The sequence below is a fragment of the Olleya sp. ITB9 genome (assembly GCF_001315805.1).
In the GTDB taxonomy this organism is placed as follows: Bacteria; Bacteroidota; Bacteroidia; order Flavobacteriales; family Flavobacteriaceae; genus Olleya; species Olleya sediminilitoris.
Map to the genome: position 1 here is coordinate 1 of NZ_BCBW01000002.1, position 22,246 is coordinate 22,246.

Annotated in this window: 28 protein-coding genes; 1 reads left to right on the forward strand and 27 read right to left on the reverse strand. The window is 30.8% G+C overall.

What is annotated here, in order from left to right:
- Positions 1 to 50: 50 nt before the first annotated feature.
- The 23 genes from ITB9_RS00255 to ITB9_RS00360 form a co-directional block, all read right to left on the reverse strand.
- Positions 51 to 416 carry a nuclear transport factor 2 family protein gene (locus ITB9_RS00255; protein WP_028607094.1) on the reverse strand — a complete coding sequence of 122 codons (366 nt, stop codon included), beginning with the start codon at positions 414 to 416 and terminating at the stop codon, positions 51 to 53.
- A 135-nt stretch (positions 417 to 551) separates the two neighbouring features.
- Complete coding sequence (locus tag ITB9_RS00260) at positions 552 to 1,271, reverse strand: 3-ketoacyl-ACP reductase (RefSeq protein ID WP_054850654.1); 720 nt, start codon at positions 1,269 to 1,271, stop codon at positions 552 to 554.
- 107 nt (positions 1,272 to 1,378) lie between these two features.
- Complete coding sequence (locus tag ITB9_RS00265; protein WP_028607096.1) at positions 1,379 to 1,960, reverse strand: hypothetical protein; 582 nt, start codon at positions 1,958 to 1,960, stop codon at positions 1,379 to 1,381.
- Between the two features lie 133 nt (positions 1,961 to 2,093).
- Entirely contained in the window at positions 2,094 to 3,398 is a 1,305-nt protein-coding gene (locus ITB9_RS00270; RefSeq protein ID WP_054850655.1) for a deoxyribodipyrimidine photo-lyase, read from the reverse strand.
- Between the two features lie 3 nt (positions 3,399 to 3,401).
- The gene (locus ITB9_RS00275) at positions 3,402 to 3,863 is read right to left on the reverse strand and encodes an SRPBCC family protein (RefSeq protein ID WP_054850656.1); all 462 of its coding nucleotides are present in this window, start codon (positions 3,861 to 3,863) and stop codon (positions 3,402 to 3,404) included.
- Positions 3,864 to 3,874: 11 nt separating this feature from the next.
- A complete protein-coding gene (locus ITB9_RS00280) occupies positions 3,875 to 4,336 on the reverse strand; it encodes a TspO/MBR family protein (protein ID WP_054850657.1) in 462 nt (153 codons plus the stop codon).
- Positions 4,333 to 4,875 carry a glutathione peroxidase gene (locus tag ITB9_RS00285; protein ID WP_082395964.1) on the reverse strand — a complete coding sequence of 181 codons (543 nt, stop codon included), beginning with the start codon at positions 4,873 to 4,875 and terminating at the stop codon, positions 4,333 to 4,335. Before ITB9_RS00285 ends, ITB9_RS00280 begins: the two co-directional genes overlap by 4 nt.
- A 6-nt stretch (positions 4,876 to 4,881) precedes the next feature.
- The gene (locus ITB9_RS00290; RefSeq protein ID WP_054850658.1) at positions 4,882 to 5,565 is read right to left on the reverse strand and encodes an SDR family NAD(P)-dependent oxidoreductase; all 684 of its coding nucleotides are present in this window, start codon (positions 5,563 to 5,565) and stop codon (positions 4,882 to 4,884) included.
- 98 nt (positions 5,566 to 5,663) lie between these two features.
- On the reverse strand, positions 5,664 to 5,888 hold the full coding sequence (locus ITB9_RS00295; RefSeq protein ID WP_028291359.1) for a hypothetical protein: 225 nt from the start codon (positions 5,886 to 5,888) through the stop codon (positions 5,664 to 5,666).
- A 4-nt stretch (positions 5,889 to 5,892) separates the two neighbouring features.
- Complete coding sequence (gene folE / locus ITB9_RS00300; protein WP_028291360.1) at positions 5,893 to 6,588, reverse strand: GTP cyclohydrolase I FolE; 696 nt, start codon at positions 6,586 to 6,588, stop codon at positions 5,893 to 5,895.
- A 62-nt stretch (positions 6,589 to 6,650) separates the two neighbouring features.
- Entirely contained in the window at positions 6,651 to 6,929 is a 279-nt protein-coding gene (locus ITB9_RS00305; protein ID WP_054850659.1) for a TIGR03643 family protein, read from the reverse strand.
- On the reverse strand, positions 6,930 to 7,358 hold the full coding sequence (locus ITB9_RS00310) for a hypothetical protein (protein WP_054850660.1): 429 nt from the start codon (positions 7,356 to 7,358) through the stop codon (positions 6,930 to 6,932).
- Positions 7,359 to 7,466: 108 nt separating this feature from the next.
- Positions 7,467 to 8,954: a cryptochrome/deoxyribodipyrimidine photo-lyase family protein gene (locus tag ITB9_RS00315; RefSeq protein WP_054850661.1), complete on the reverse strand. Its 1,488-nt coding sequence runs from the start codon at positions 8,952 to 8,954 to the stop codon at positions 7,467 to 7,469.
- A 163-nt stretch (positions 8,955 to 9,117) separates the two neighbouring features.
- Complete coding sequence (locus ITB9_RS00320; protein WP_054850662.1) at positions 9,118 to 10,650, reverse strand: cryptochrome/photolyase family protein; 1,533 nt, start codon at positions 10,648 to 10,650, stop codon at positions 9,118 to 9,120.
- A gap of 50 nt (positions 10,651 to 10,700) precedes the next feature.
- Positions 10,701 to 12,014 carry a DASH family cryptochrome gene (locus ITB9_RS00325; RefSeq protein ID WP_054850663.1) on the reverse strand — a complete coding sequence of 438 codons (1,314 nt, stop codon included), beginning with the start codon at positions 12,012 to 12,014 and terminating at the stop codon, positions 10,701 to 10,703.
- Positions 11,984 to 12,136: a DUF2256 domain-containing protein gene (locus ITB9_RS15255; protein WP_082395967.1), complete on the reverse strand. Its 153-nt coding sequence runs from the start codon at positions 12,134 to 12,136 to the stop codon at positions 11,984 to 11,986. Before ITB9_RS15255 ends, ITB9_RS00325 begins: the two co-directional genes overlap by 31 nt.
- Positions 12,129 to 13,553, reverse strand: coding sequence for an SDR family oxidoreductase (locus ITB9_RS00330; protein ID WP_054850664.1), 1,425 nt, complete (start codon positions 13,551 to 13,553; stop codon positions 12,129 to 12,131). Before ITB9_RS00330 ends, ITB9_RS15255 begins: the two co-directional genes overlap by 8 nt.
- Positions 13,554 to 13,633: 80 nt before the next feature.
- A complete protein-coding gene (locus ITB9_RS00335; RefSeq protein WP_028291367.1) occupies positions 13,634 to 14,263 on the reverse strand; it encodes a flavin reductase family protein in 630 nt (209 codons plus the stop codon).
- Positions 14,264 to 15,574, reverse strand: coding sequence for an AarF/ABC1/UbiB kinase family protein (locus ITB9_RS00340; RefSeq protein ID WP_054850665.1), 1,311 nt, complete (start codon positions 15,572 to 15,574; stop codon positions 14,264 to 14,266).
- A 71-nt stretch (positions 15,575 to 15,645) separates the two neighbouring features.
- Positions 15,646 to 16,302 (reverse strand): TetR family transcriptional regulator C-terminal domain-containing protein, encoded by a 657-nt coding sequence (locus tag ITB9_RS00345; RefSeq protein ID WP_054850666.1) that lies wholly within the window; start codon positions 16,300 to 16,302, stop codon positions 15,646 to 15,648.
- Positions 16,303 to 16,490: 188 nt separating this feature from the next.
- A complete protein-coding gene (locus tag ITB9_RS00350) occupies positions 16,491 to 17,102 on the reverse strand; it encodes a low molecular weight phosphatase family protein (RefSeq protein WP_054850667.1) in 612 nt (203 codons plus the stop codon).
- Between the two features lie 228 nt (positions 17,103 to 17,330).
- On the reverse strand, positions 17,331 to 17,801 hold the full coding sequence (locus tag ITB9_RS00355) for a DUF6428 family protein (protein WP_054850668.1): 471 nt from the start codon (positions 17,799 to 17,801) through the stop codon (positions 17,331 to 17,333).
- A 34-nt stretch (positions 17,802 to 17,835) separates the two neighbouring features.
- Positions 17,836 to 18,165, reverse strand: coding sequence for a helix-turn-helix transcriptional regulator (locus ITB9_RS00360; protein ID WP_054850669.1), 330 nt, complete (start codon positions 18,163 to 18,165; stop codon positions 17,836 to 17,838).
- Positions 18,166 to 18,308: 143 nt separating this feature from the next.
- Here ITB9_RS00360 and ITB9_RS00365 point away from each other — a divergent pair, with 143 nt between their 5' ends.
- On the forward strand, positions 18,309 to 19,157 hold the full coding sequence (locus ITB9_RS00365; RefSeq protein ID WP_054850670.1) for a DUF2911 domain-containing protein: 849 nt from the start codon (positions 18,309 to 18,311) through the stop codon (positions 19,155 to 19,157).
- Between the two features lie 52 nt (positions 19,158 to 19,209).
- On the opposite strand, the gene ITB9_RS00370 is transcribed toward ITB9_RS00365, so the two are convergent.
- The 4 genes from ITB9_RS00370 to ITB9_RS00385 form a co-directional block, all read right to left on the reverse strand.
- Complete coding sequence (locus ITB9_RS00370) at positions 19,210 to 19,410, reverse strand: helix-turn-helix transcriptional regulator (RefSeq protein WP_028291374.1); 201 nt, start codon at positions 19,408 to 19,410, stop codon at positions 19,210 to 19,212.
- On the reverse strand, positions 19,400 to 19,873 hold the full coding sequence (locus ITB9_RS00375; protein WP_054850671.1) for a hypothetical protein: 474 nt from the start codon (positions 19,871 to 19,873) through the stop codon (positions 19,400 to 19,402). The genes ITB9_RS00370 and ITB9_RS00375 overlap by 11 nt, the downstream gene beginning before the upstream one ends.
- 163 nt (positions 19,874 to 20,036) lie before the next feature.
- Entirely contained in the window at positions 20,037 to 20,666 is a 630-nt protein-coding gene (locus ITB9_RS00380) for a hypothetical protein (protein WP_054850672.1), read from the reverse strand.
- A 117-nt stretch (positions 20,667 to 20,783) separates the two neighbouring features.
- Positions 20,784 to 22,232 (reverse strand): glyceraldehyde-3-phosphate dehydrogenase, encoded by a 1,449-nt coding sequence (locus ITB9_RS00385; protein WP_028291376.1) that lies wholly within the window; start codon positions 22,230 to 22,232, stop codon positions 20,784 to 20,786.
- Positions 22,233 to 22,246 lie beyond the last annotated feature (14 nt).

The following is a 22,246-nucleotide window of genomic DNA, read 5'->3' on the forward strand; positions in this document are numbered from 1 at the left end:
AATGAAAAAGATCATGAAATGCTCATNNTTTTTTTTATGCATTATTTTTTCTATTGATCCATGTTATAAAAATACTGTTCGCTAGCAATTTTGCCATCTTTTACTTCATATACACAAACCTCTTCCATTTGTTGTCTTCCACCTTCTTTAAAGGTACAATCAAAGCTCATTTTTGCAGTAAAAAAGTTTCCTGCAACTATTGGTTCTCCAATCTCACTTGAATGAAGGTTTTCAACGTTCTCATACCATTGTTTACTTTTATTCCAAACGTTTTCTTTCCCAGAAACAATTTCTCCTGGCATTCCTGGCATTTCTCTGCTAACTACATTATCAGCGTAAAGTTCTGTAACGCAGTCTAAGTTTTTACCTTCTCTGCACATATTAGCCCATTTTTGAGCAACTTCTTGTGTGTTCATAATATTTAGTTATTTGTTTCATTAAATATAGTAAAATTTTGATTTACAAAGTGTTAGCTTAGTGTTATTCTGGTGTTAAACAAAAAAGCATCCATTAAAACTTAATGGATGCTTTTATTTAAACTATATTTTATATTACGGATTAGTAGACCATAAAGCTGCACTTTTTAGCATAGCTCGTCTAGGTAATTTTAATCCAGCAACAACTAATTCTGCAAAATCTTCAGGCTGTAAGACACTGTCTTCTGAGTCTCTATTAGCAATACCAAGATCTATAGACATGTCTGATGCTATTGTACTTGGTGTTAATGTACATACTCTAATATTGTTTTTACGGACTTCTTTCATTAAAGATTCTGACATACCAATAACTGCAAATTTTGAAGCAGAATAGGCAGACGTACTAGCGTTTCCGTTTAATCCTGCAGTTGATGATACGTTAATTATATCACCTTCATTTTTATTAATTAAAATAGGCAATACTTCTTTAGTAACATAATACATACCTAAAAGGTTAGTTTGTATAATTTTTGTCCATTGGCTAACTTCCATATCATTAAAAGTTCCAAAAGCAGCAATACCTGCATTATTAACTAAAATATCTATAGTACCAAAGGTTTCAATAATTTTAGCAATACCAGTTTTAACTTCGTCATAATTACCAACATCAAAAATTGAATATGTGGCTTTCACTCCATAAGTTTCTAACTCAGTAACTGTCTCTTTTAGTGTGCTTTCTGTACGTCCAGTAATGGCTACGTCAATACCTTCTTTGGCAAATGCAATAGCTGTTGCTTTACCTAATCCTTTACCACCACCTGTGATTATTGCTTTTTTATTTTTTAAACTACTCATTGTATTTGTTTTATTGAGTCAAAATTAAACTAGTTTAAATGTACAGAAATCTAAAAACCGAAGCTAAGTTTTAATCAAGGTTAACATATAATTAATATTAAGGTTAATTAAAACTTTTGAGAAAAGTAAGCAATTAAAAATATCCAAGATAAGTATAGTGTAGTATAAAAGGTCGCATACATTAAAGAAAGGCCTAAGTTGTTTTTTGTAGTTTTAGATTTAGAAAACACTAATTTTAAAGCTCTAAAAAAGACCCAATATAACATAGCTAAAAGGATAAAAATAGAAAACCAAAATATAGCTTCTATTAAAATTAAAAACAGAAAAAGTAAAACTGAAGTTACTATCCAGAATAAAAACGATACGACAATACCAATAATAACATCTTCGGTATCAATAGTTGGTACTTGTATATCTGGAAACGAACCTGCTGAAGATATATAATCTCCGGATTTAAGTGTTTTAATTTTTGGGTAATTATCTTTTAGTTTGACGCCAGTATAAAGTCCATATGTCATAAATAAGATTAATACTGTTCCAATAATTGATAATGATAAATATAGGTTTAAAGTTACAGATCTGTTATAATTAATACCAGTTAGATATACTGTAAGAGCTGTAATAGTAATAACTATTAATGATACAATAAATACAGATTTACCTTTAAGATAGGTTTGTTTTGCTTTCAAGTATTAAATTTTTATTTAGTTGTTCTATAACTTCATTTCAAGATTTTGCCCCATAAAACATAAGTTCAATATATTATTCAAGATTAAATATAGGAAATAAAAAAAGAGGAATTTTACTTCCTCTTTAATATTGTTAAGCAACAGCTTCTTTATAAACCTTTAAGCAACGTTCTCTAGCTTCTTTATGATCTACTATAGGTTTGGGGTAAGTTAACTCTTGATAATCCGGAACCCATTGTTTAATATATTCATGTTGTTTGTCAAATTTGTCAATTTGTGTTGTAGGATTAAATATTCTGAAATAAGGAGAGGCATCAACACCAGACCCAGCAATCCATTGCCAGTTTCCAACATTACTGGACATGTCATAATCATGAAGTTTTTCGGCAAAATAAGCTTCTCCCCAACGCCAATCAATTAATAGGTGTTTACATAAAAAACTTCCAACCAACATACGTACACGATTGTGCATAAAACCAGTTTTATTAAGTTGTCGCATACCAGCATCAACTAAAGGGTAGCCTGTTTCACCTTTACACCAAGCTTTAAATTCGGTTTCATTATTTCTCCATTCGATTCTATCATATTTAGCTTTAAAAGCATCTTTATGAGTGTCTGGAAAATGCCAAAGTATTTGCATAAAAAATTCTCTCCAAATTAATTCTTGCCAGAAAATTTCATTGTCTTCAGCAATAGCTTTTTTAACCATTTTACGTACACTTACAGTCCCGAAACGTAAATGAGGTCCTAGTTTAGAGGTCGCATCTTTAGCAGGAAAATTACGTTTGTCTTCATATTCTTGGATTAATGTTGGTGTTACATTGTAATCCTCAATGTTTTGTGATGCGCTTTTAAAACCAATGTCACTTAACGTCAGATTTGGTAGTCTTGTATGCTCAATTAAATTATCTAAATGACGATTGGTGTAGTAAATAGTTAAATCATGAGATTTAAAAGTTTCTTTCCATAACCGCATGTATGGTGTATAAACCACATAAGGTTTTCCGTCTTTTTTAACGACCTCATCCTTTTCAAAAATGACTTGATCTTTATACGTTTTAAAGCTAATGTTATTTTTATCTAATAATTGTTTTATGTTTTTGTCTCTTTTAGTCGCATAAGGTTCATAGTCATGATTAGTAAAAACAGTGTCAATCGTAAACTGTTCTATTATGGTTTTAAAAGCGTCTTCTGGTGTATCATAATATATTGCTAAACTACTATTATGTTCACTTTGCAATGTATCACGCATGGTTTGTAGAGTATCAAAAATAAAATTGACTCTAGCATCATCCTCAGGTAATTGCTCTAAAATATTTTTATCAAAAATAAAAATAGGCAATACAGGAAGGTCTGATTTTAAAGCATTAAAAAAACCAACATTATCATCCAATCTTAAATCGCGTCTAAACCAAAAAATATTTACTGTAGTTGCCATGTATTAATATTTACCAAAAAGTTGTTCTAATTTTTCTGTTCTATATTTAAAAATCTCTTCTAATTTTGGTTTAACCAAAATAGGATGTGCCAATTGACCTAAAATGCCTAACGGAATTTTGTAGTCTATAATGTCTTCCATTTCTACACCACCATCAATTTCTTTAATAAAATGTTTATGATGCCATAGTGCATAAGGTCCAAAGCGTTGCTCGTCTACAAAATACTCGCCTTCTTTTATGTGTGTGATTTCAGTAACCCATTTTGTTTTAATGCCCAAAACAGGTGTAACAATGTATTGTATAATTTGTCCAGCAAACATTGGTCTATCTGCACCTGGTAAGATATCAAAACTCATGTAATCAGGAGTAATTGCTTTTAAATTTTTAGGATCAGATAAAAAATCCCAAGCTTGAGCTTTTGTAATTGGTAAATTCTGTTTTTTATGTAATCTGTAAATTTTCATGATACTACTGTTTAATTATTTATAAGAATATAGGCATTAAGAGAAGTTGCAATTAGCATCCAAATCATGTATGGTAAAAGTAAATAGCTTCGTTTTTTTAAATCTTTCTTATAATTGAAAAAGAAGAAAAATATAAGCACTGTAAGTAAACTTATGATTATTAACCCAACCAAAACCATATGCTGATTAAAAAATACGTAATTCCAGCTAACATTAAGTATAAATTGAATTACAAATAACAGTATTGGTAAATTAGTTTTTTTAGTGTTGAATAAATACGCAAGATATACCGAAAAACAGATCATTATTAGCGTCCAAGCTACACCAAACACCCAACCTGGAGGTGTCCAAGGTGCTTGGTTTAAATTAATATACCAATCTGTTAATGGACCATTACCCATTAACCAACTGCCAATAGCTAATCCACTAAAGTTGATAATTAAAAATAATACTAAGGCTTTAAATATTTTCATTTTAGATACTTAGTTATCTTAGAACTATTTGGTTTTGTAGTAGAGTAGTAGTAGTCCAACCATTGTCCTTCTGGACTTACTAAATACTTTTGAAAGTTCCATTTAACTGTAGAGCTCTTTTTTCCATTTTTTTCCTTTTTAGTTAACCAACTGTATAAAGAATGTTGTTGTCTACCTTTTACTGCTATCTTTTCTGTTATTAAAAAAGAAACACCATAATTTACTTGACAAAATGACTCAATAGTATCGGCAGTTCCAGGTTCTTGGCTTCCAAATTGGTTACAAGGAACACCAATAATTTGCAACTTGTTTTTGTGCAGGTCATAAAGGTCTTGCAAATCTTTATATTGTGGCGTAAAACCACACTTTGAAGCAACATTTACAAATAAAATATACTTGTCTTTAAACTGGTTCAAATCTATAGCTTTGCCTTGTAGGTTATTGATTTTTATATCGTAAATACTAGGTAGATTGTTATAGTCTATAGTTACTGAATTTTTGCTAAATAAGGTAGCAGCAAATGCTTTTAAAGGATTCATAAACAACTATATTTTAAAGCTTACTATCCCACAATCCATTTCAAATATTTGTCCTGATATTGAAGCTGATTTTTCTGAAGTTAAAAACTGAGCCATATCTGCTACCTCCTGTGGATTTAAAAACTTTTTAAGCGGATGTCTTTCCGTCATGTTTTCAATCATTTTATCATTACGAAGTAGTTTTGATGCTAAATCAGTATCTGTAACTGTTGGTGCAATAGCATTAATCCTAACTGTTGGCGCTAATTCTGCACCTACAGATTTTACTAAACCTTCAACAGCACTTTTAGAAGCAGCAACACTAGCATGAAAAGGCATACCTAATTTTGAAGCCACAGTACTAAATAATACTACAGATGGGTTTTGACCTTTTTTTAAAGGGTCGACATATTTTTGAATTGCTTTGACAGCACCAATAACATTAATTTCAAAATCCGCTCTAAAATCATCTAGTTTTAAACGACCAATAGGTTTTAAGTTTATGCTTCCTGGACAATAAATTAACGTGTCTACTTGATCAATCTCAGGTAAATTATCTGTTAAAATATCGCAAGAGTGATGTGCTAAGTTTTTATGACTAAAATCTGGAGCAGTACGACTAATGTTAGTGACTTTGTGAGTCTCTAAAAAAGTGTTAGTAATTGCTTTTCCTATGCCTTTACTACCACCAATAATGACTAAATGTTTCATAGCTTTTTTTTTAAATTAGGTATAAAAAAAGTGGTATTAATAAGATTGCTCTTATTAAATAATACCACTTAATATGTAATTTAATAGTTATCTACAACTTATGCAGCAGATGGTCTTCCTTTTAAACGCTTTTCAATTTTTTGTTTGATAGCGGTTAAATCTTTCATAATATCCATTAACTTAGGATCTTTGTTTTCTTTGTAAAGTTCATTTACTCCAAGGATTAAATCCTTAGCTTCTCTTGATGCAAGAATACGATCGCTAGTAGTGATAAATTTGTGCTTTCTTTCTGAAAATTCGATTGCTTTTTCTACGATACTCATAATGCTACTCTTTTAAATAATTTTGTAATTCGGCTATTTTTTCTGGTGTATTAAATTGTCCACCATAAAACGTCGTCACTGTTGCAGAAGATTCATCTTTAATACCTCGTGACGATACACATAAGTGTTTGGCATCAATAATAACCGCAACATCTTCTGTATTTAATGTTGCTTTTAGGTCTTCTGCTATTTGATTTGTTAACCGTTCTTGTACCTGAGGACGCTTAGCATAATACTGTACAATTCTGTTTAATTTTGATAAGCCTATAACTTTTCCTGAAGAAATATAAGCTACGTGAGCTTTACCTATAATGGGTACAAAGTGATGCTCGCAGTTGGAGTAGAAAGTGATATTTTTCTCCACCAACATTTGATTGTATTGGTATTTGTTGTCAAATAACGCAATTTTTGGTCTATTTTGAGGGTTTAATCCAGAAAATATTTCATCAACATACATTTTGGCAACTCGTTTTGGTGTTCCTTTTAACGAATCATCTGTTAAATCTAGTCCCAAAACATCCATTATTTCTTCAAAGAGAATAGCAATTCTTTCTTTTTTATCACTGTCTGAAAGCTTGAAAGCATCTGCTTTCATTGGTGTTTCAAGTCCAGTGTAAAGGTGATCGTCACCTATATCTTCATGATCAAAACCATTAAGGCTGTATTTGTCATGATCTACTACTGTGTTTTGTTTGTTCATTTTGTCTTTTTAATTGCTGTATTTGGTTTAACATGCCAAATCAAAGCAGGTTGTTTATTTATCTAACGTTTAGATATTTTGTTATGTGTAATCTGTTTTTGTCTAGAGCATTTAAAACGACCCTCTTCAAAAGGTCTTTTTTTACTATGTTTTGTGCTTCTACCTTGTACGCGTTGTCTCCACATTTTAAAGCTGCTCAATTTCATTTCACGACGCATTAATTTAATAACGTCTTGTTCTTTTAAACCAAATTGAAACTTGATAGCATCAAAAGTAGTACGGTCTTCCCAAGCCATTTCAATTATTCTGTCGGTTTCTTCTATTGTAAATTCTTTTTTCATTTAAAATGGCGAAAAATTGTATTGTTCGTCAAATTTCACTTTTTCATTCATCAATTTATTAAAAAACTTCTTATTTTCTCTAAAAGTTTTGTTATTTCTGAAATGAATAAATTTTCCATTTGAATGTATACTAGATCCGTTGGTCTTGTAAATTACTAATTTATAATACGGAATTGCCCAAGTAAAATTTTTTAATCCTTTGGTAATATGTATTAAAATACCTTTTGGTCTTAACTCTATATTACCATAATTAGTATCACTAACTGTATTCAAAATTGATGCCATATTTGGACTGACATCGTCCACAATCATTCTTTTAGATCCAATACCTTTTAATTTTATTATTTGTAAAAATGAAAATGGCTTACCAACTAAATTATTTATTAACTTGTTGTTATCTTTATTGTTATGTGTTGTGTTTAAAAGCAATTAATGTAATGTTATTTTTTATATATATCAAATATATAAAATGTTTAACCTTTATTCTAATTAGTTAAACAAAAATTAACATATTATTTGTTTATACAATTATAACAGTTACTTATTGTTAGGTATTAGGCGTTTACGGTCGTTAAGAGTATGTCGTAATAGTATGCGTTTACTTTCTTTTTTTACTAAAGTATTGTCTTTCATGTTCCAAAGTGTATCACTAGCAAATTTTCTTGTTTTTTTTTCGTTTACTATTGGAAAAGGATAATCTCTTCCTAATTGAAAATCTGTTAGTTGCTGATCAAAATATGTCATTGTACTTGGGTCATGTACAAACGCAGTGTCCAAATTTGCTAATTCGGGTACCCATTGTTTAATAAACAAACCTTCAGGATCATGCTCTAAGCTGTTTTTTAACGGATTATAAATACGTAACATATTTATACCAGTTTCGCCAGCTTGCATTTGTATTTGTGGATAATGTATGCCTGGTTCAAAATCTAAGAATAGACTTGCTAGATGTTCGCTCATGTCTTGCCAAGGTTGCCATAAGTTATGTGTGAAAAATGAAACGACTAAAGCACGCATTCTAAAATTTAAATAGCCAGTTTCTTGTAAACATCGCATGCAAGCATCTACTAACGGAAAACCTGTTTGTCCAGTTTTCCAGGCTTCTTGATGTTTTAAATTAACGGGTTTGTTAAGTTGATGATAGCCTTTGTTTACACTTTTAAACTCCATTTGATGTTCCATTTCAAACTTTTGTATAAAGTGTGCTTGCCAACGTAGTCTAGATACAAATGCGTTTAAGTGTCTTTTGTGTGTTTTGTGTTTTACAACGTCTGACGCACCATTTATAACTTGTTTAATGGATAAATTTCCCCAAGCGATGTAAGGAGATAGTCTACTACAACCTGTTCTGGCATCTAAGGGTTTTGAGATATGATACATGTAATTATGGTAACGACCATTATAAAACGATTTCATGTATTTTAATCCTGTTGTTGTGCCTCCTTTTTGAAATGTTTTTGAATATTTCGTTGTCACGGAAACAGTGTTTAGGCTGTCTTCAAGTGTTTCAATTTGATTGATGGTTAGTAGCTGGCTAGGTTTCGGTTGAAACTGAAACTCGGCTTGCATCATAAAATCATTCCATCGCTCGTACCAATTGTGCCTATTAGTTAGTCCACGTTGTACACCATTATTGTCGTTTTCTGTCCAAGTAATATTGTGCTTGGCTAGAAATTCCGCGAAAGCGATATCACGACTAAAAGTAGATAAAATACCAGTTTCTTTATGAGAAAAGATTTGGGTAATTGTGTAGTGGTTTTGTAGTTGCTTAATTAAGCTAATTATTGAGCTGTTGACTACTAAAATTTTAGAATTATAGGGTTGTAATTGTGTGTTTAAATCCTGTAAAGATTGTTTTACAAAATCCCAGTGACGTTGGCTGTAATGTTTGTCTTGCAATAAAAAATCTTCAAAAGTATAGAGTAGGAGCGTGTGCTGACCTGAGTTTAAAGCATTAGCAATGGCTTCGTTATCTTGTAGTCGAAGATCGCGTTTTAGCCATACGATGCTTAGGTTTTGTTTCATTTTTATTGATTTCTCTTTATTACTTCTCGATACAATTTGCTCGAACCTCACAAATCACTCGAAGTGACGTTGCGTTTTTAATGTTATTTTTATAAATATTTTTATGCAATTGTCACATCGCCTGATTTTTAGTTTTTCTCTAAAAATTGTATCGAGATGATTTTTAAAAACTATCAGGATTTTCAATAATTTGTTGTGCTTTGTCTTTAATTGCGCTTATTTGTTTTGCATCCATTTTATCTAATAGACTGTACATCATTTTCATCCTGAAATTATTGCCCAATTGTGGGCGTTTATCGTCAAGAAAATTCCAATACAAACTATTAAAAGGACAGGCTTTGTCGCCTAATTTTTCTTTTTTATTATAATAACAAGAGTCACAATAATTACTCATTTTATTAATATAGCTTCCGCTAGAGACATAAGGTTTGGTAGCTATTTTTCCGCCATCAGCAAACTGACTCATTCCTCTTGTGTTTGGTAATTGAACCCACTCTACAGCATCTACATAAATACCCAAATACCATGCGTCAACATCATCAGGATTAATTTGCGCTAGTAAAGCAAAATTACCTGTTACCATTAACCGTTGGATATGGTGTGCGTAACCATTATCTAAACTATTGGTTATGGCTTGTTTTAGGCAATTCATTTTTGTATTTCCTGTCCAGAAAAAAGCTGGTAAAGTATTAGTGTTTTCTAGATGGTTAAGTGTTTTGTATTCTGGCATTAAAGCCCAATACATGCCACGCATATATTCTCTCCAACCAATAATTTGTCTAATAAAACCTTCTACTTGGCTAATTGCTATGTCTTGACCATGTTTGCGCCAATAATTTAATACAGTATCGACTACGTTTTTAGGAGAAATTATTTTAAGGTTAATTGCAAACGATAATCTAGAGTGAAATAAATAGACTTGGTCTGTGTGCATAGCATCTTGGTAGTCGCCAAAATGAATCAATAGTTCTTCGCAGAAATATTTTAATTGGTCTAAGGCTTGTTCTCGGTTTATAGGATAGCTAAACGTTTTTGTTTCAAATTTACCAATGGTTTTAACCTCTTGCTTGTTTAGCAAAGTAACGATATCGTCTACCTTATTTTTATAATATTTATAACTTGGTATAGCATGCTCTCCTTTCCATTTATTACGGTTACTTTTATCGTAATTCCATTTGCCACCTTCAGGTTGGTCTGCAACCATTAGTATATCGTGTTTTTTACGCATGTCACGATAAAAGTTTTCCATTAAGTATTGTTTTTTACCTTTAAAAAACTGTTTTAAATCATGACGTTTGGTATAAAAATGCTCTGTTGAAACCGATTTAGTTTTAATGTCTAATGAGTTACTGAAATTTGATAATTGTTGATCGAAACGATACTCATCTGGTAATTGATACTCAAAGTTTGTAATGCTATGTTGTTTTATTAAGTAGTTAAGATTACTTGTTAAATCTTGCGTATTGTTTTTATCGTCAAGCTTAAAATATATCACTTCAAACCCACTGTTTTTTAAGTGGTTTGCAAAATTACGCATGGCAGCAAAAAAGCCAATTACTTTTTGGATGTGGTGTTTAACGTAGTCGGTTTCTTGACGCATTTCAAATAAACAATACGTGATGTTGTCAGGATTATCTTTATACCAACTGTGTTTGCTGTTAAGTTGGTCGCCAAGTATTAGTCTTAGTGTTTTCAAATGGTAAGTGTGTGTTTATTAATGATTACAGCTTGAGTAAAATACAATAACTAAAACAGCGTATCCTGTAACCATAAGCGTTGGTATTTTCCATTGGCATCGTAACGTTGGGCTTGAAGCTTGACATTAAAAACACGATCTCTTGGATCGTTACCAACACCTGCTACGTATATCCAATTTCCGTAGTTGCTGTGTACATCATAATCTATAAGTAAACTTTCAAAATAACTAGCTCCAATGCGCCAATCCAGTTGTAAAGTTTTAGCAAAATAGCTAGCCACATTTTGACGACCACGATTACTCATCCAGCCTGTTTTTTTAAGTTCAATCATATTGGCATTTACAAAAGGTTCTGGTGTATTGCCATCAATCCATTGTTGTATTTTACTTGAGTTAGAAGACCAAGAGTATTGTTTTTGTAATATGCCTTCTAATTTAAATATATGGTTGCCATGTTTTAAAGAGACGTATTTAAAATAGTCACGCCAAATCAGTTCAAAAATTAACCAATACGTTGATTGATTTTTAAAATGAAGTTGCTCAAAGCGCATGACTTCAAAATAAATTTGCTTAGCAGATAAACTTCCATTAGCTAACCAAGGCGAAAATTTGCTACTAAAATCTGTACCAATCAATCCGTTTCGCGTTTTTTTATAAAAGCCTAATTTTTTAGTTTTAAAAAAATAATGATTTAAACGCTTTAACGCTTCGGTTTGTCCTCCTTTAAACGGAAATGCACTGTTAGGTTGTGATGTAATGGACTCCAATCCTAAATCGTTTAAATCAGGAATAGTAGTGTTGTTGGTAATGTTTGTATTTTTCGCTTTCGCTGAAATTACCTCAGTTATAGGTCTGACCTTACAATGTTTTTCGCACTGTTTTCTAAATTGTGTAAAAACATTTGGCAAAGCTTCCGTTTGAAACGGAATATCTTCTGGATGAAATAAAAATTGATCAAAATCATCATTAAAAGTTACCGATTTTGGACAAGACCCTTTGACTTGGTTTATAACCGAAACTTCTTCTGAAGTCCATTCTTTCTGATAATAAACATCAGTAATAGTATAGTCTTTAATTAAGTTTGAAATGGCACGTTCTGGAGTTTCCGTGTAAACGAATAAAGGAATATTTAATTTGTTTAATTGTATTTTTAAATCTTTTACAGTTTCAATTAAAAATTGAGCTCTAAAACGCTCTGTTTTTTTAAAACCATAAGTTGTAGTTGCAAAATCTCTTGGATCAAAACAATAAATTGCCAGTACAGTTTCGCTATTATTTAAAGCTTTTGTTACCGAAATGTTATCGTGAGTTCTTAAATTATTTTTAAACCAAATTAGACTGGTTTTGTCTTGTTTGTTCTGCATTTTTGACTACAATATTTTACGTTCTCCCAATTCTTTTCCCATTTTTTTCTCCAACTAAATGGAAGCCCACAGGTTATACAGTTTTTAGATGGTAAATGTTGTTTTTTTACTCCTTTAGGCATTAGCTATTTTGTTAATCATACCTTTAAAAATAAAACCATGAAACGGTAAAACACTATACCAATACAATCTTCCTGCTAATCCACGAGGTCTGAATGTGGCACGTTGGTAGACTTTACCTTTTGCAACTTGAAACTCTAACCAAGCTTCTCCAGGTAATTTCATTTCGGCAAAAAGGATTAACCTTTTTTGGTCTTTATCTGCTAATAATACACGCCAAAAATCTAATGCATCACCAGTTTTAATATCTGTTTTATTAGTGCGTCCACGACGTAAACCAATACCACCAACAAGTTTGTCTAAAAAGCCTCTAATTTTCCATAAAAATGTACCATAATACCAACCGTTTTCTCCACCAATAGCCCAAATTTTTTCCAGAGTACGTTGTTCGTCAAGGACCTTTTGCTCTTTGATATCTTTAAAGCAACCATGTTTTGGTACTTTAAGGTATTTGGTTGAAGCACGTTTTTTAAATCGACTATTAATTAGTGCATCTTTCCAGCTTGAGATAATCTCATTACCTTCAATTTTAGCAAAAGCATATTTTATGGCTTTTTTGTAGCTTACAGGTTGAATATCTAAAATAGAATTGATATTACTTTTTTGACCAATTATTTCAATTCCCATACTATTTACCAATGACGATGCTAGTTTGTATGATGTTGAGGTCACAAAATACAACCAATAACTAGATAATTTTGGTGTCATTACAGGAACCGTTAATATGTATCGTTTAAGCTTTCTAGCTTCAGCAAATTGTAGTAGCATTTGCTTATAAGTCATGACTTCTGGTCCAAAAATATCGTGAGAGGTGTTATATAATTCGGTTTTACCTAAACCTTTAGTTAAAAAAGCTAATACATCTCTGACACCAATAGGTTGTGTTTTTGTGTTTAGCCATTTTGGAGCAATCATTACAGGTAGTTTTTCGACTAAATCTCTAATAATTTCAAAACTAGCACTACCAGATCCAACAATTATACCTGCTTTAAAAACGGTTAAAGCATAATGCTTGGATTGTAAAGTAGTTTCGACATTTTTTCTGGATAATAAATGTTTAGATAGTTTAGTGTCGTTTGTAATTCCGCTTAAGTAAATAACTTGTTTAACATTAGTCGTTTTAATATAATTTTTGAAATTTACAGCACAATCTTCTTCCATTTTATGAAACTGATCTACAGAATTTGACATAGAATGTATCAAATAATAAGCTGCATCAATATCTTTAGGAATATTAGTAAGTGTTTCTGGTTTTAAGAAATCAGCCTCAACAATATGAAGATTGTCTTCTTCAGGATATTGACGTTCGGTTCTTAATTTTCCTCTTACTGCACAAACAACAGTGTGACCTTGCTCTAGTAGTAACGGAATAATGCGCTTACCAATGTAGCCTGTTGCTCCTGTTACTAATATTCTCATGGTTTTAATTTTATATGGTTTGTTGTTCTTGATGTAATTTTTTATTCTTTAAAAATTACTAGAACTGACGTTGTGTCTTTCTATAGTTTTTCTTTCTTTTTTGGTCTTTGGTATTCTAAACGTTTTTCAAGTTTTGGTATGGCATAACCATCTAAACCATTAATTGCAGCAATATTGGCTTTAGATAAGTTTACAAAACCATCATCTTCCAATAGATCATCCTTAATATACACTCCGTTTATTTTACCTATAACAAGTATGGTATTATTTGCTTTAATAATGTAGTCTTCAACAAAACTCATATCAAGTTGTAAAGGTGAATTCTTTACAAAAGGAGCAGGACAATCATCTTTATATTCTGCTTGTAAATTGGTAACATCAAATTCAGAAATAGTACTATCATATTTAGCTGAGGTATGATGTGCATCTTCAAAATTATTTAACTGGATAGGGTTTATTGTGTATTTACCAGTCGTTTTAATATTATCATAGGTATTTCTAGTTACAGTTGTTGGTCTACAAAAAAAACCAAGCAAAGGTGGATTGCTGCCAACATGTGTTACAGAACTAAAAACAGCTACATTTTCTTGACCATCTGCAGATTTTGTGCCAATTAAATTAGCGCTTTTAAACCCTGAGCAGCTATTTATTAAATTTATTTTAAATAAATGCTCAAGGTTATCGATGTCTTGTCTGCTAAAATATGCCATTTAAAGATTTTTGAAATTGTTAATTTTTATGTCTTTTGCTTTTAAATCAAACATTAAATTGTACAATCCAAAAAAGGTTCTGTTTATATAAATGAAATGCTTAGACCCTCTGTTTCCGTTCATTTTTTTAAGTTCAGTACTTTTACTGTAGCGTTGTCCCATTTCTGAAATAGCATTGAAAAATTCTGGATCAGAAAAATCAAAGGTTTTTTCATGAAATGGTTTAGTGAACAAGCTTAATAACTCATGAAACATTGCCGAGAAAAACGCTAGTTCTTCTTCAGAATCGTCTTTTCTTAATATTTCTAATTCGTTCATTGTGTCTGTAAACAACGTTTTGTTGTTAATAACATTTGGCTTAGCAAGTTCAAAATAAGGAACGTAAAACTCTTCCGGAACAGTTTTCATGCAACCAAAATCTAAAGCAATTAAATCGCCTGATTTTGACACCAAAAAGTTTCCAGGATGAGGATCTGCATGTACTTTTTTAATAACATGCATTTGATACATATAAAAGTCCCAAAGCGCTTGCCCCAAAATATTCGCTTTGTTTTGATCTGTATTGTAGGCAGTAAATTCTGATAAATGCTCACCTTCCATCCAATCCATTGTGATGATTCTTTCTGAAGATAAATCTTCATAATACTCAGGAAATTTAAGATTAGGTATGTGCTTGCAAGCCTCTACAATTGCTTTACTTTGTTGAACTTCTAGAATGTAATTGGTTTCTTCAACTAATTTATTTTCAACTTCTTGGAAGTATTTATCCGAGTCTTTACCTTTAATATTAAACATTTTAATAGCTATAGGTTTTACCAAAGCCAAATCTGTAGCAATGCTATCTGCAACACCTGGATATTGAATTTTCACAGCAAGTTTTTTCCCATCCTTTTCGGCTAAATGCACTTGGCCAATACTGGCTGCATTTACAGAATTAAGATTAAAGGTGTCGTAAATTTGGCTTGGTAGTTTCCCGAAATATTTTTTAAATGTTTTGCTAACTAAAGGAGCTGATAATGGCGGAACAGAAAATTGTGCTAAAGAAAACTTCTCCACGTAAGCTTGTGGTAAAATACTTTTTTCCATGCTTAGCATTTGAGCAACTTTTAATGCACTTCCTTTAAGCTGTTTTAAACTATCATAAATGTCTTCAGCATTATTTTTGTTGAGTCTATCTTTAGCTTCAGCTTCAGTTTTGGTGATTTTGTCACCATAATATTTTATATAATTAACACCAACTTTTGCACCTGTAGTTACCAGCTTGGTCGCTCTAGATATTTTTGATGTTGGTATTTTGTCTATTGTTTTCAATAGTTTTAAATTTAAATGGGTTGATACTTAAAATAGTATCCTACAACACACTCTAATTATGAGTGTTATAATTAACTTGTTTTTACCTTTTCTTTAAAAATGAATTTCCCGAAGTCAATTAAACTTTTTAAAGGAGCAATGTTTAATACATCAAAGCTTGTGTTAACAGATTTTTCTATAAATATGTCTGTTTTTTCAAATGAAGCAGAAGTGTCATCCATCCAAAACTTTAAAGTTAATAGCAATTGAAGCCAAGCAGTTTCGGTTAAACCTCTGTCTTGTATTTTGTTTAATTGCTCTTGTTTAACATCAATTAATTCTATATCTAAATCTTTAATGTAATGTGTGAAACTTGTTTTTAGACCTGATAATACTTTATAATTTTTCAAGCTGTTTTTATGTTGATGTAATGCATAAATCACATAACTTCTGTTGGCTGTTAGGTTTTCAAAAAAAGTGAAGTAGAAGCTTAATAGTTTATTTCTTGGCTCAAAATTAGCATAATCCTCGCTTGCTTCAAGCGCTTTGTGTGTATTATCAAAAAAGGCTTGAAAGATACCTTTTTCAATAGCTTCAAAATTACCAAAGTATTCATAAAACTTAGCTTCGTCAAAATTATTTTGCTTCGCAAAAGCATAAATACTTTTAGGTTTATGATTGTGTTCAAGGACGTAATCCATGTAAAATGAGATAATGTCGTTTGAGCTAATTGTCTTTTTTTTTGCCATCATATAAAATTTTGATGGCATAAAGATACAAAATGTTTAACGATATTTTAATATGGTTAAACAAAATTTAACAAGACTTTGTGTGACCTTCAATTTGAGAGGTGAATTTTTGATATAAAAAACATCCTAAAGTAGCTTGTAAGAAGCTATTTTAGGATGCTAATGTAGATTTATATAAATAATATGTTTTAGGCGATTGCTTTATTAAAAATGTATTTCATTTCAGTAGCAATTTGTGTAGATCGCTCTAGATATTTTTCATCCTGTAACTCTGTATTATCGTATGCTTTAGGATCTTCAAATGTAATTGGTATGCGTTTTTCTGCTCCAGCAATAAATGGACAGCCACCATCTGCTTGAGAGCACGTCATTATTGCAGCAAAATTAGAGGTTGGATTAAATGTATCGTCATATGTTTTAGAAAATCCTATAATTGGCAGGCTATTATCATCAAATTTAATACTGTAAACAGGATTGTTGCTTTCGGCAATTATTTTAATATCAAAGCCTGTTTTAGCCAATGTATCTGCTACTTTAGGAAACAATGCTGTCGCTTCTGTACCTCCAGAATAACAAGCCACTTGGTTAATCTTAAAATAGTCTGCCATGACTTGTGCCCAAACTTGAGATAAATGACTACGTCTTGAGTTGTGCGTACAAATAAAATTAATGTTTATGGGTTGTTTATTCGCTTTTTTATCTTTAATAAAATCTATTAACGGTTGTAAAACAGCTTTACGTTGATCTGCTATAGTTTCAATAGTTAACGTGCTTATATAATCTTTGATTTTTGTGTTCATTTTAAATGAATTTTAGATACCAATAATTTTATTTCGTCTTTCTAATATGATGTTATCAAGCCAAACACCATTTAATTGTCCTATTTTTCTTTGTAGCCAATTTGTCTAAAATTATTATTTGTGTGCAATTTTAAACTAGCTATGTTATTAGGCATTATAATGGCTTGTAAGCTCCAGATGTAACAGTGTTAAGCCTACTATTTTAAATGGTTTATTTACTTGTGTAGTTTAACAACATCCAGATCCAGGCGCACAAGAGTTACCTGCTTGTATTTCAGAAAATTGTAATTTTTGTTTTGGCTCAGGTATACCACATTTGTCTTTAGCTAAACAGTCTGTTACTAATGACGTTAACTTAAATGTATTGTCTTGAAACTCTATTCCGAATTTTTGAATTGTTTGTTCGCCTTGAAATTCTACTTCAATATCTAAACCTTCTAGATTAAAAATGTTTTCTGATAATTGAATGATATTAACCAATTTTTCAGGATGTAATCTATGATCATAATCATCTGCATTCCATAACTGAAAATTAACCTTCTTTTCTTGTCTTACAGTACCACCACAGTCGATAAAATTTTTAGTTACTAGTCCCACTTCCGTGACATGAAAATGATTTGGTACTAAGCTGCCATCAGGTAATGTAAATGAAATAGTGTCTAATTTTGATAAGTGTGTTTTAATTTCTGATAATGTCATAATTTGTGTTTTTATTATGATTAATATATTTGTATTAGCAACAAGTATTGCTGTTTAAATCGTTGTCCAAAAATCCGTTTAATATGGTTTTCATTGCAGTCCAATTGTCTGTGTCAATACAATAACAAACACTTGTACCTTCAATAGTACCCTGAATTAAACCTAATTTTTTTAATTCTTTTAAATGCTGAGAGATTGTAGGTTGTGCCAAACCTATTTCTTCCACTAAATCACCACAAACGCAAGTATTAATTTTAAATAAATGCTGAATGATTGCAACTCTTGCTGGATGCCCAAAAGCTTTTGCAAATAGAGCAATTTGATTTTGTGAATCTGAAAATTTTTCGGTTTTAACTAATCCCATTTTTCTTTTATTAATTTGTACATCGCAATATTACGATTAATATATTAATTAGAAAAATTGTCTACTATTATTTTAAGATTTTATTAACAAACAAGGTTGTAGTTATGCTTAATTTTACGTTAATAAAAAATCAAAATATAACCATGAAAAAATTATTTACATTAATTATGGTATTGACGGTATCTTTTGCTGTTAATGCACAAATTGAGACGCCTCAACCCAGTCCGTTTCAAAAAATAGAACAAAAAGTTGGTCTTACAGATGTAACTTTAGAATATTCAAGACCATCTATGAGAGGTCGTGAAATATTTGGAAACCTAGTTCCTTTTGGAAAATTATGGAGAACAGGAGCAAATAATAATACAATAATTAACTTTGGTAGTGATGTTACAATAGGAGGAAAGGCCCTAAAAGCTGGATCTTATGCTGTATTTACAGTTCCTAACAAATCTAGTTGGGATGTTATTTTTTATAGTGATACAAATAATTGGGGAACACCAAAGACATTAGACGAATCTAAAGTTGTTGCAAAAGTATCTGCAGAAGTTTATAACTTACCTATGGATATTGAAACGTTTACAATATCATTTGACGATTTAACTAACGATTCTGCAATGTTAGGTATCATGTGGGAAAAAGCATATGTTGCTGTTAAAATTGATGTAGCAACTGATAAAACTGTTACAGATGCTATTAATAAAACCATGAATGGACCAAGTGCTAACGATTATTATGCTTCTGCACGTTACTATTTAGAATCTGGTAAAGATATTAAGCAAGCGGTTACTTGGATGAACAAGGCTATTGATATGTCTAAAGATTCTCCTAAGTTTTGGTGGTTACGTCAACAGTCTTTAATTAACGCTAAAGCTGGCGATAAAAAAGGTGCGATTAAAGCTGCAAAGCAGTCTTTAGAGTTGGCAACTAAAGCAGGTAATGCTGATTATGTAAAAATGAATACAGACTCATTAAAAGAATGGGGAGGAATGTAATCTATAGATTATAAAATATAAAAAGTGCAATCCATTGGGTTGCACTTTTTTTTTAATCTATTTCTTCAAGTTCAAAAATATCATGAACAGAAACGTTAAATACTTTAGATAATTTTAAAGCTAAAACTGTAGACGGTACGTATTTGTTTTTTTCCATAGCATTTATGGTTTGTCTACTAACGCCTATTTTATTTGCTAAATCTGCTTGTGTTAAATTATGAATAGCACGATGTACTTTAATTTTATTCGTCATAATTTCTAGATTTATATTTAAGAAAATTAAAACGTATTATAAAAAAAAATAAAGGTGTAAACATGTTAAAAATTAAAACTTCAAAAAAGGTCATATTGTATACTAATACAATTGCAAACATTAAAACTATATAATTAAATATAATAGCCCAAACTAAAGATGTTTTTCTTAATTGAAAAATAAATTCATCTTCTATTTTCTCTTTACTAAATCCTACCATTAAACCACCAACAATAATTAGTATTGCAACAATTTCATCTAAAATACCATTTTCGATTATTTTAAAGAAACCATTGTTACTGTCAAATAAGCTATCAGAATTATACAAAACCAATACATTAGTTTGTAATAATTCACCATCTAAAATAGTTTTGTAAAATACAATTCCTGTTAGTAAGCCTAATATTAAAATTACCCATCCTATAACTTTATAGTTGTTTGATAAAAGATAATGTGTTTTCATGTCTAAATTTTTTCACGTTTCAACAAATGTAAAGTTTATTTTACATTTAGATAAGTTTACATGTCTTTTTTGCAGTCTTAACAGTTTAATAATTTCAATTTTGAGCATAAAAAAACTGTAAAAATTAATTTACAGTTTTAAATTGTCATACTTAAATAGCTAATTAACTATTCCTGTTTTTATTGATTTCATCTTGAAGTTGACGTCTAACTTTTTGTTCTCGCTCTAGCGCATTACGTCTGTGTTCTTCAAATTCGTTTTCTGTTTCTTCTAATTTTAACTTAGCTTCTTTAGTAACAGAATTACTGTTTTTAAATTTATAAATAAAGAAGAATAAAAATGCTAATAAACCACCAATAATAGACCAAAGTAAAGTATTGTAACCAGTTTTACTCATTTGTAAACCTAGTAAAGACATATTGTCTTTTTCAATATTGGTTTCTTTTAAGTCTGTTTTTGTATTTGATAAGTTACTTTTTAATTTGTCAATTTCTTGATTTTGAGATAGTACTTTATTTTGAGTGTCTAATAATTCTTTTTTTAATGCGTTTACAGAGTCTAATGTGTGTGATTTTATTTTGGCAACCCACTCGTTTCTTATAACTTCAAAGGATTGTCCGCGTTGATCTCTCCAATTAGTAGACTTTTTAGTAAGGTATTCAAATTGATTTTCAAGCGTACCAGAGTCTAAAGATAGTTTGTCATCATCTTCATTAGTTTGTGCTTGTGTTGTAATAGTAAATGAAAATAAGAAGATAAAAACTGTTGCTAATAATAATTGTGTGTGGCGCATTGTATTGTATTTGTTGTCTTTCGCTTTGCGAAAATATAAAAAATAGGGTTTAAAAATAACAAAAAGCCTCACAAATGCGAGGCTTTTATATATACGACTGTAAATACTATTTAGATGTTAATAGTAAGTAAAACGTCTAACTTTAGCAATATATTTTGCTAACCTAATGACTTGATGACTGTAACCATACTCATTATCATACCAAACGTAAACGATTGCATTTTTACCATCTTTTCTAACTAAAGTAGCTTTACTATCATAAATAGAAGGAGCAGAGCTACCAATAATATCACTTGATACTAGCTCATCACTCATTTCGTATTTAATTTGCTCGACTAAATCACCTTCTAAAGCATACTTTTTAATAGTAGCATTTATACTGTCTAAAGATGTTTTGGTGCTAAGTTCTAAATTTAAAATAGCTAAAGATCCATTTGGTACTGGTACACGTATTGCGTTTGATGTTAATTTACCTTCAAAACTTGGTAATGCTTTAGAGACTGCTTGTCCAGCTCCAGTTTCGGTAATAACCATATTTAAAGCAGCAGCACGTCCACGTCTGTATTTTTTATGGAAATTATCTACTAAATTTTGGTCATTAGTGTAAGCATGTATAGTTTCTAGGTGTCCACTTTTAACACCATAAGTATCTTCCATTGCTTTTAAAACAGGTGTAATAGCATTGGTTGTACATGATGCGGCAGAGAAAATATCTATTTTGTCAGGATCGTTTTGTAAATGGTTGACACCATAAACAATATTAGGTATTCCTTTTCCAGGTGCTGTTAATAAAACTTTGTCTGCTCCAGCAGAATTTTTTAAACGTGTTAAAGCTTCTTTATCTCTAAAGACACCAGTGTTATCAATAATTAAAGCGTTGTTAATACCATACTTTGTATAGTCAATATCTTCCGGTTGGTTGGCCGAAATAATTTTAACCGTTGTACCGTTAATAATTAAAGCTTCGTTTTTTAAATCTGTAGTTACAGTTCCAGAAAAATCACCATGTACAGAGTCATTACGTAATAATGCAGCACGTTTTTCTAAAACAGTAGCATCGACTTTACCACGTGTTACAATTGCACGTAAACGTAATTGACTACCTTTTCCAGTACGTGTCATTAACTCTCTTGCAACCAAACGTCCAATACGTCCAAAACCATAAAGTACTACGTCTTTTGGTTTAATATCTTTAGTCTGACTAGCTCCTTTTAATTTAGTCGAAACAAATGCTAATGCATTGCTGTATTTTTTTTCTTCTAAATGATACTCGTAAGTTAATTTACCAATATCCAATTTAGCAGGTGGAACATCTAAAGTTTGAATAGCTTGTGCAATTTCAACCGAATCGAATATAGAGATTGGTTTTTGAACAAATTCTCCAGCATATTCATGAAGGTTTAAAATTTCGGAAACATTTCTATCAATTAACTGATTTCTAAAAATCACTAATTCTATAGATTTGTCATACCACAAATCGCTAACAATTTTAATAAATTCGACTGTAGCACGTCGTCTGTCTGCTTGAAACGCTAATTCGTTTTCGTAAGTTTCGTTTATGGACATTTTAAATTATTTAG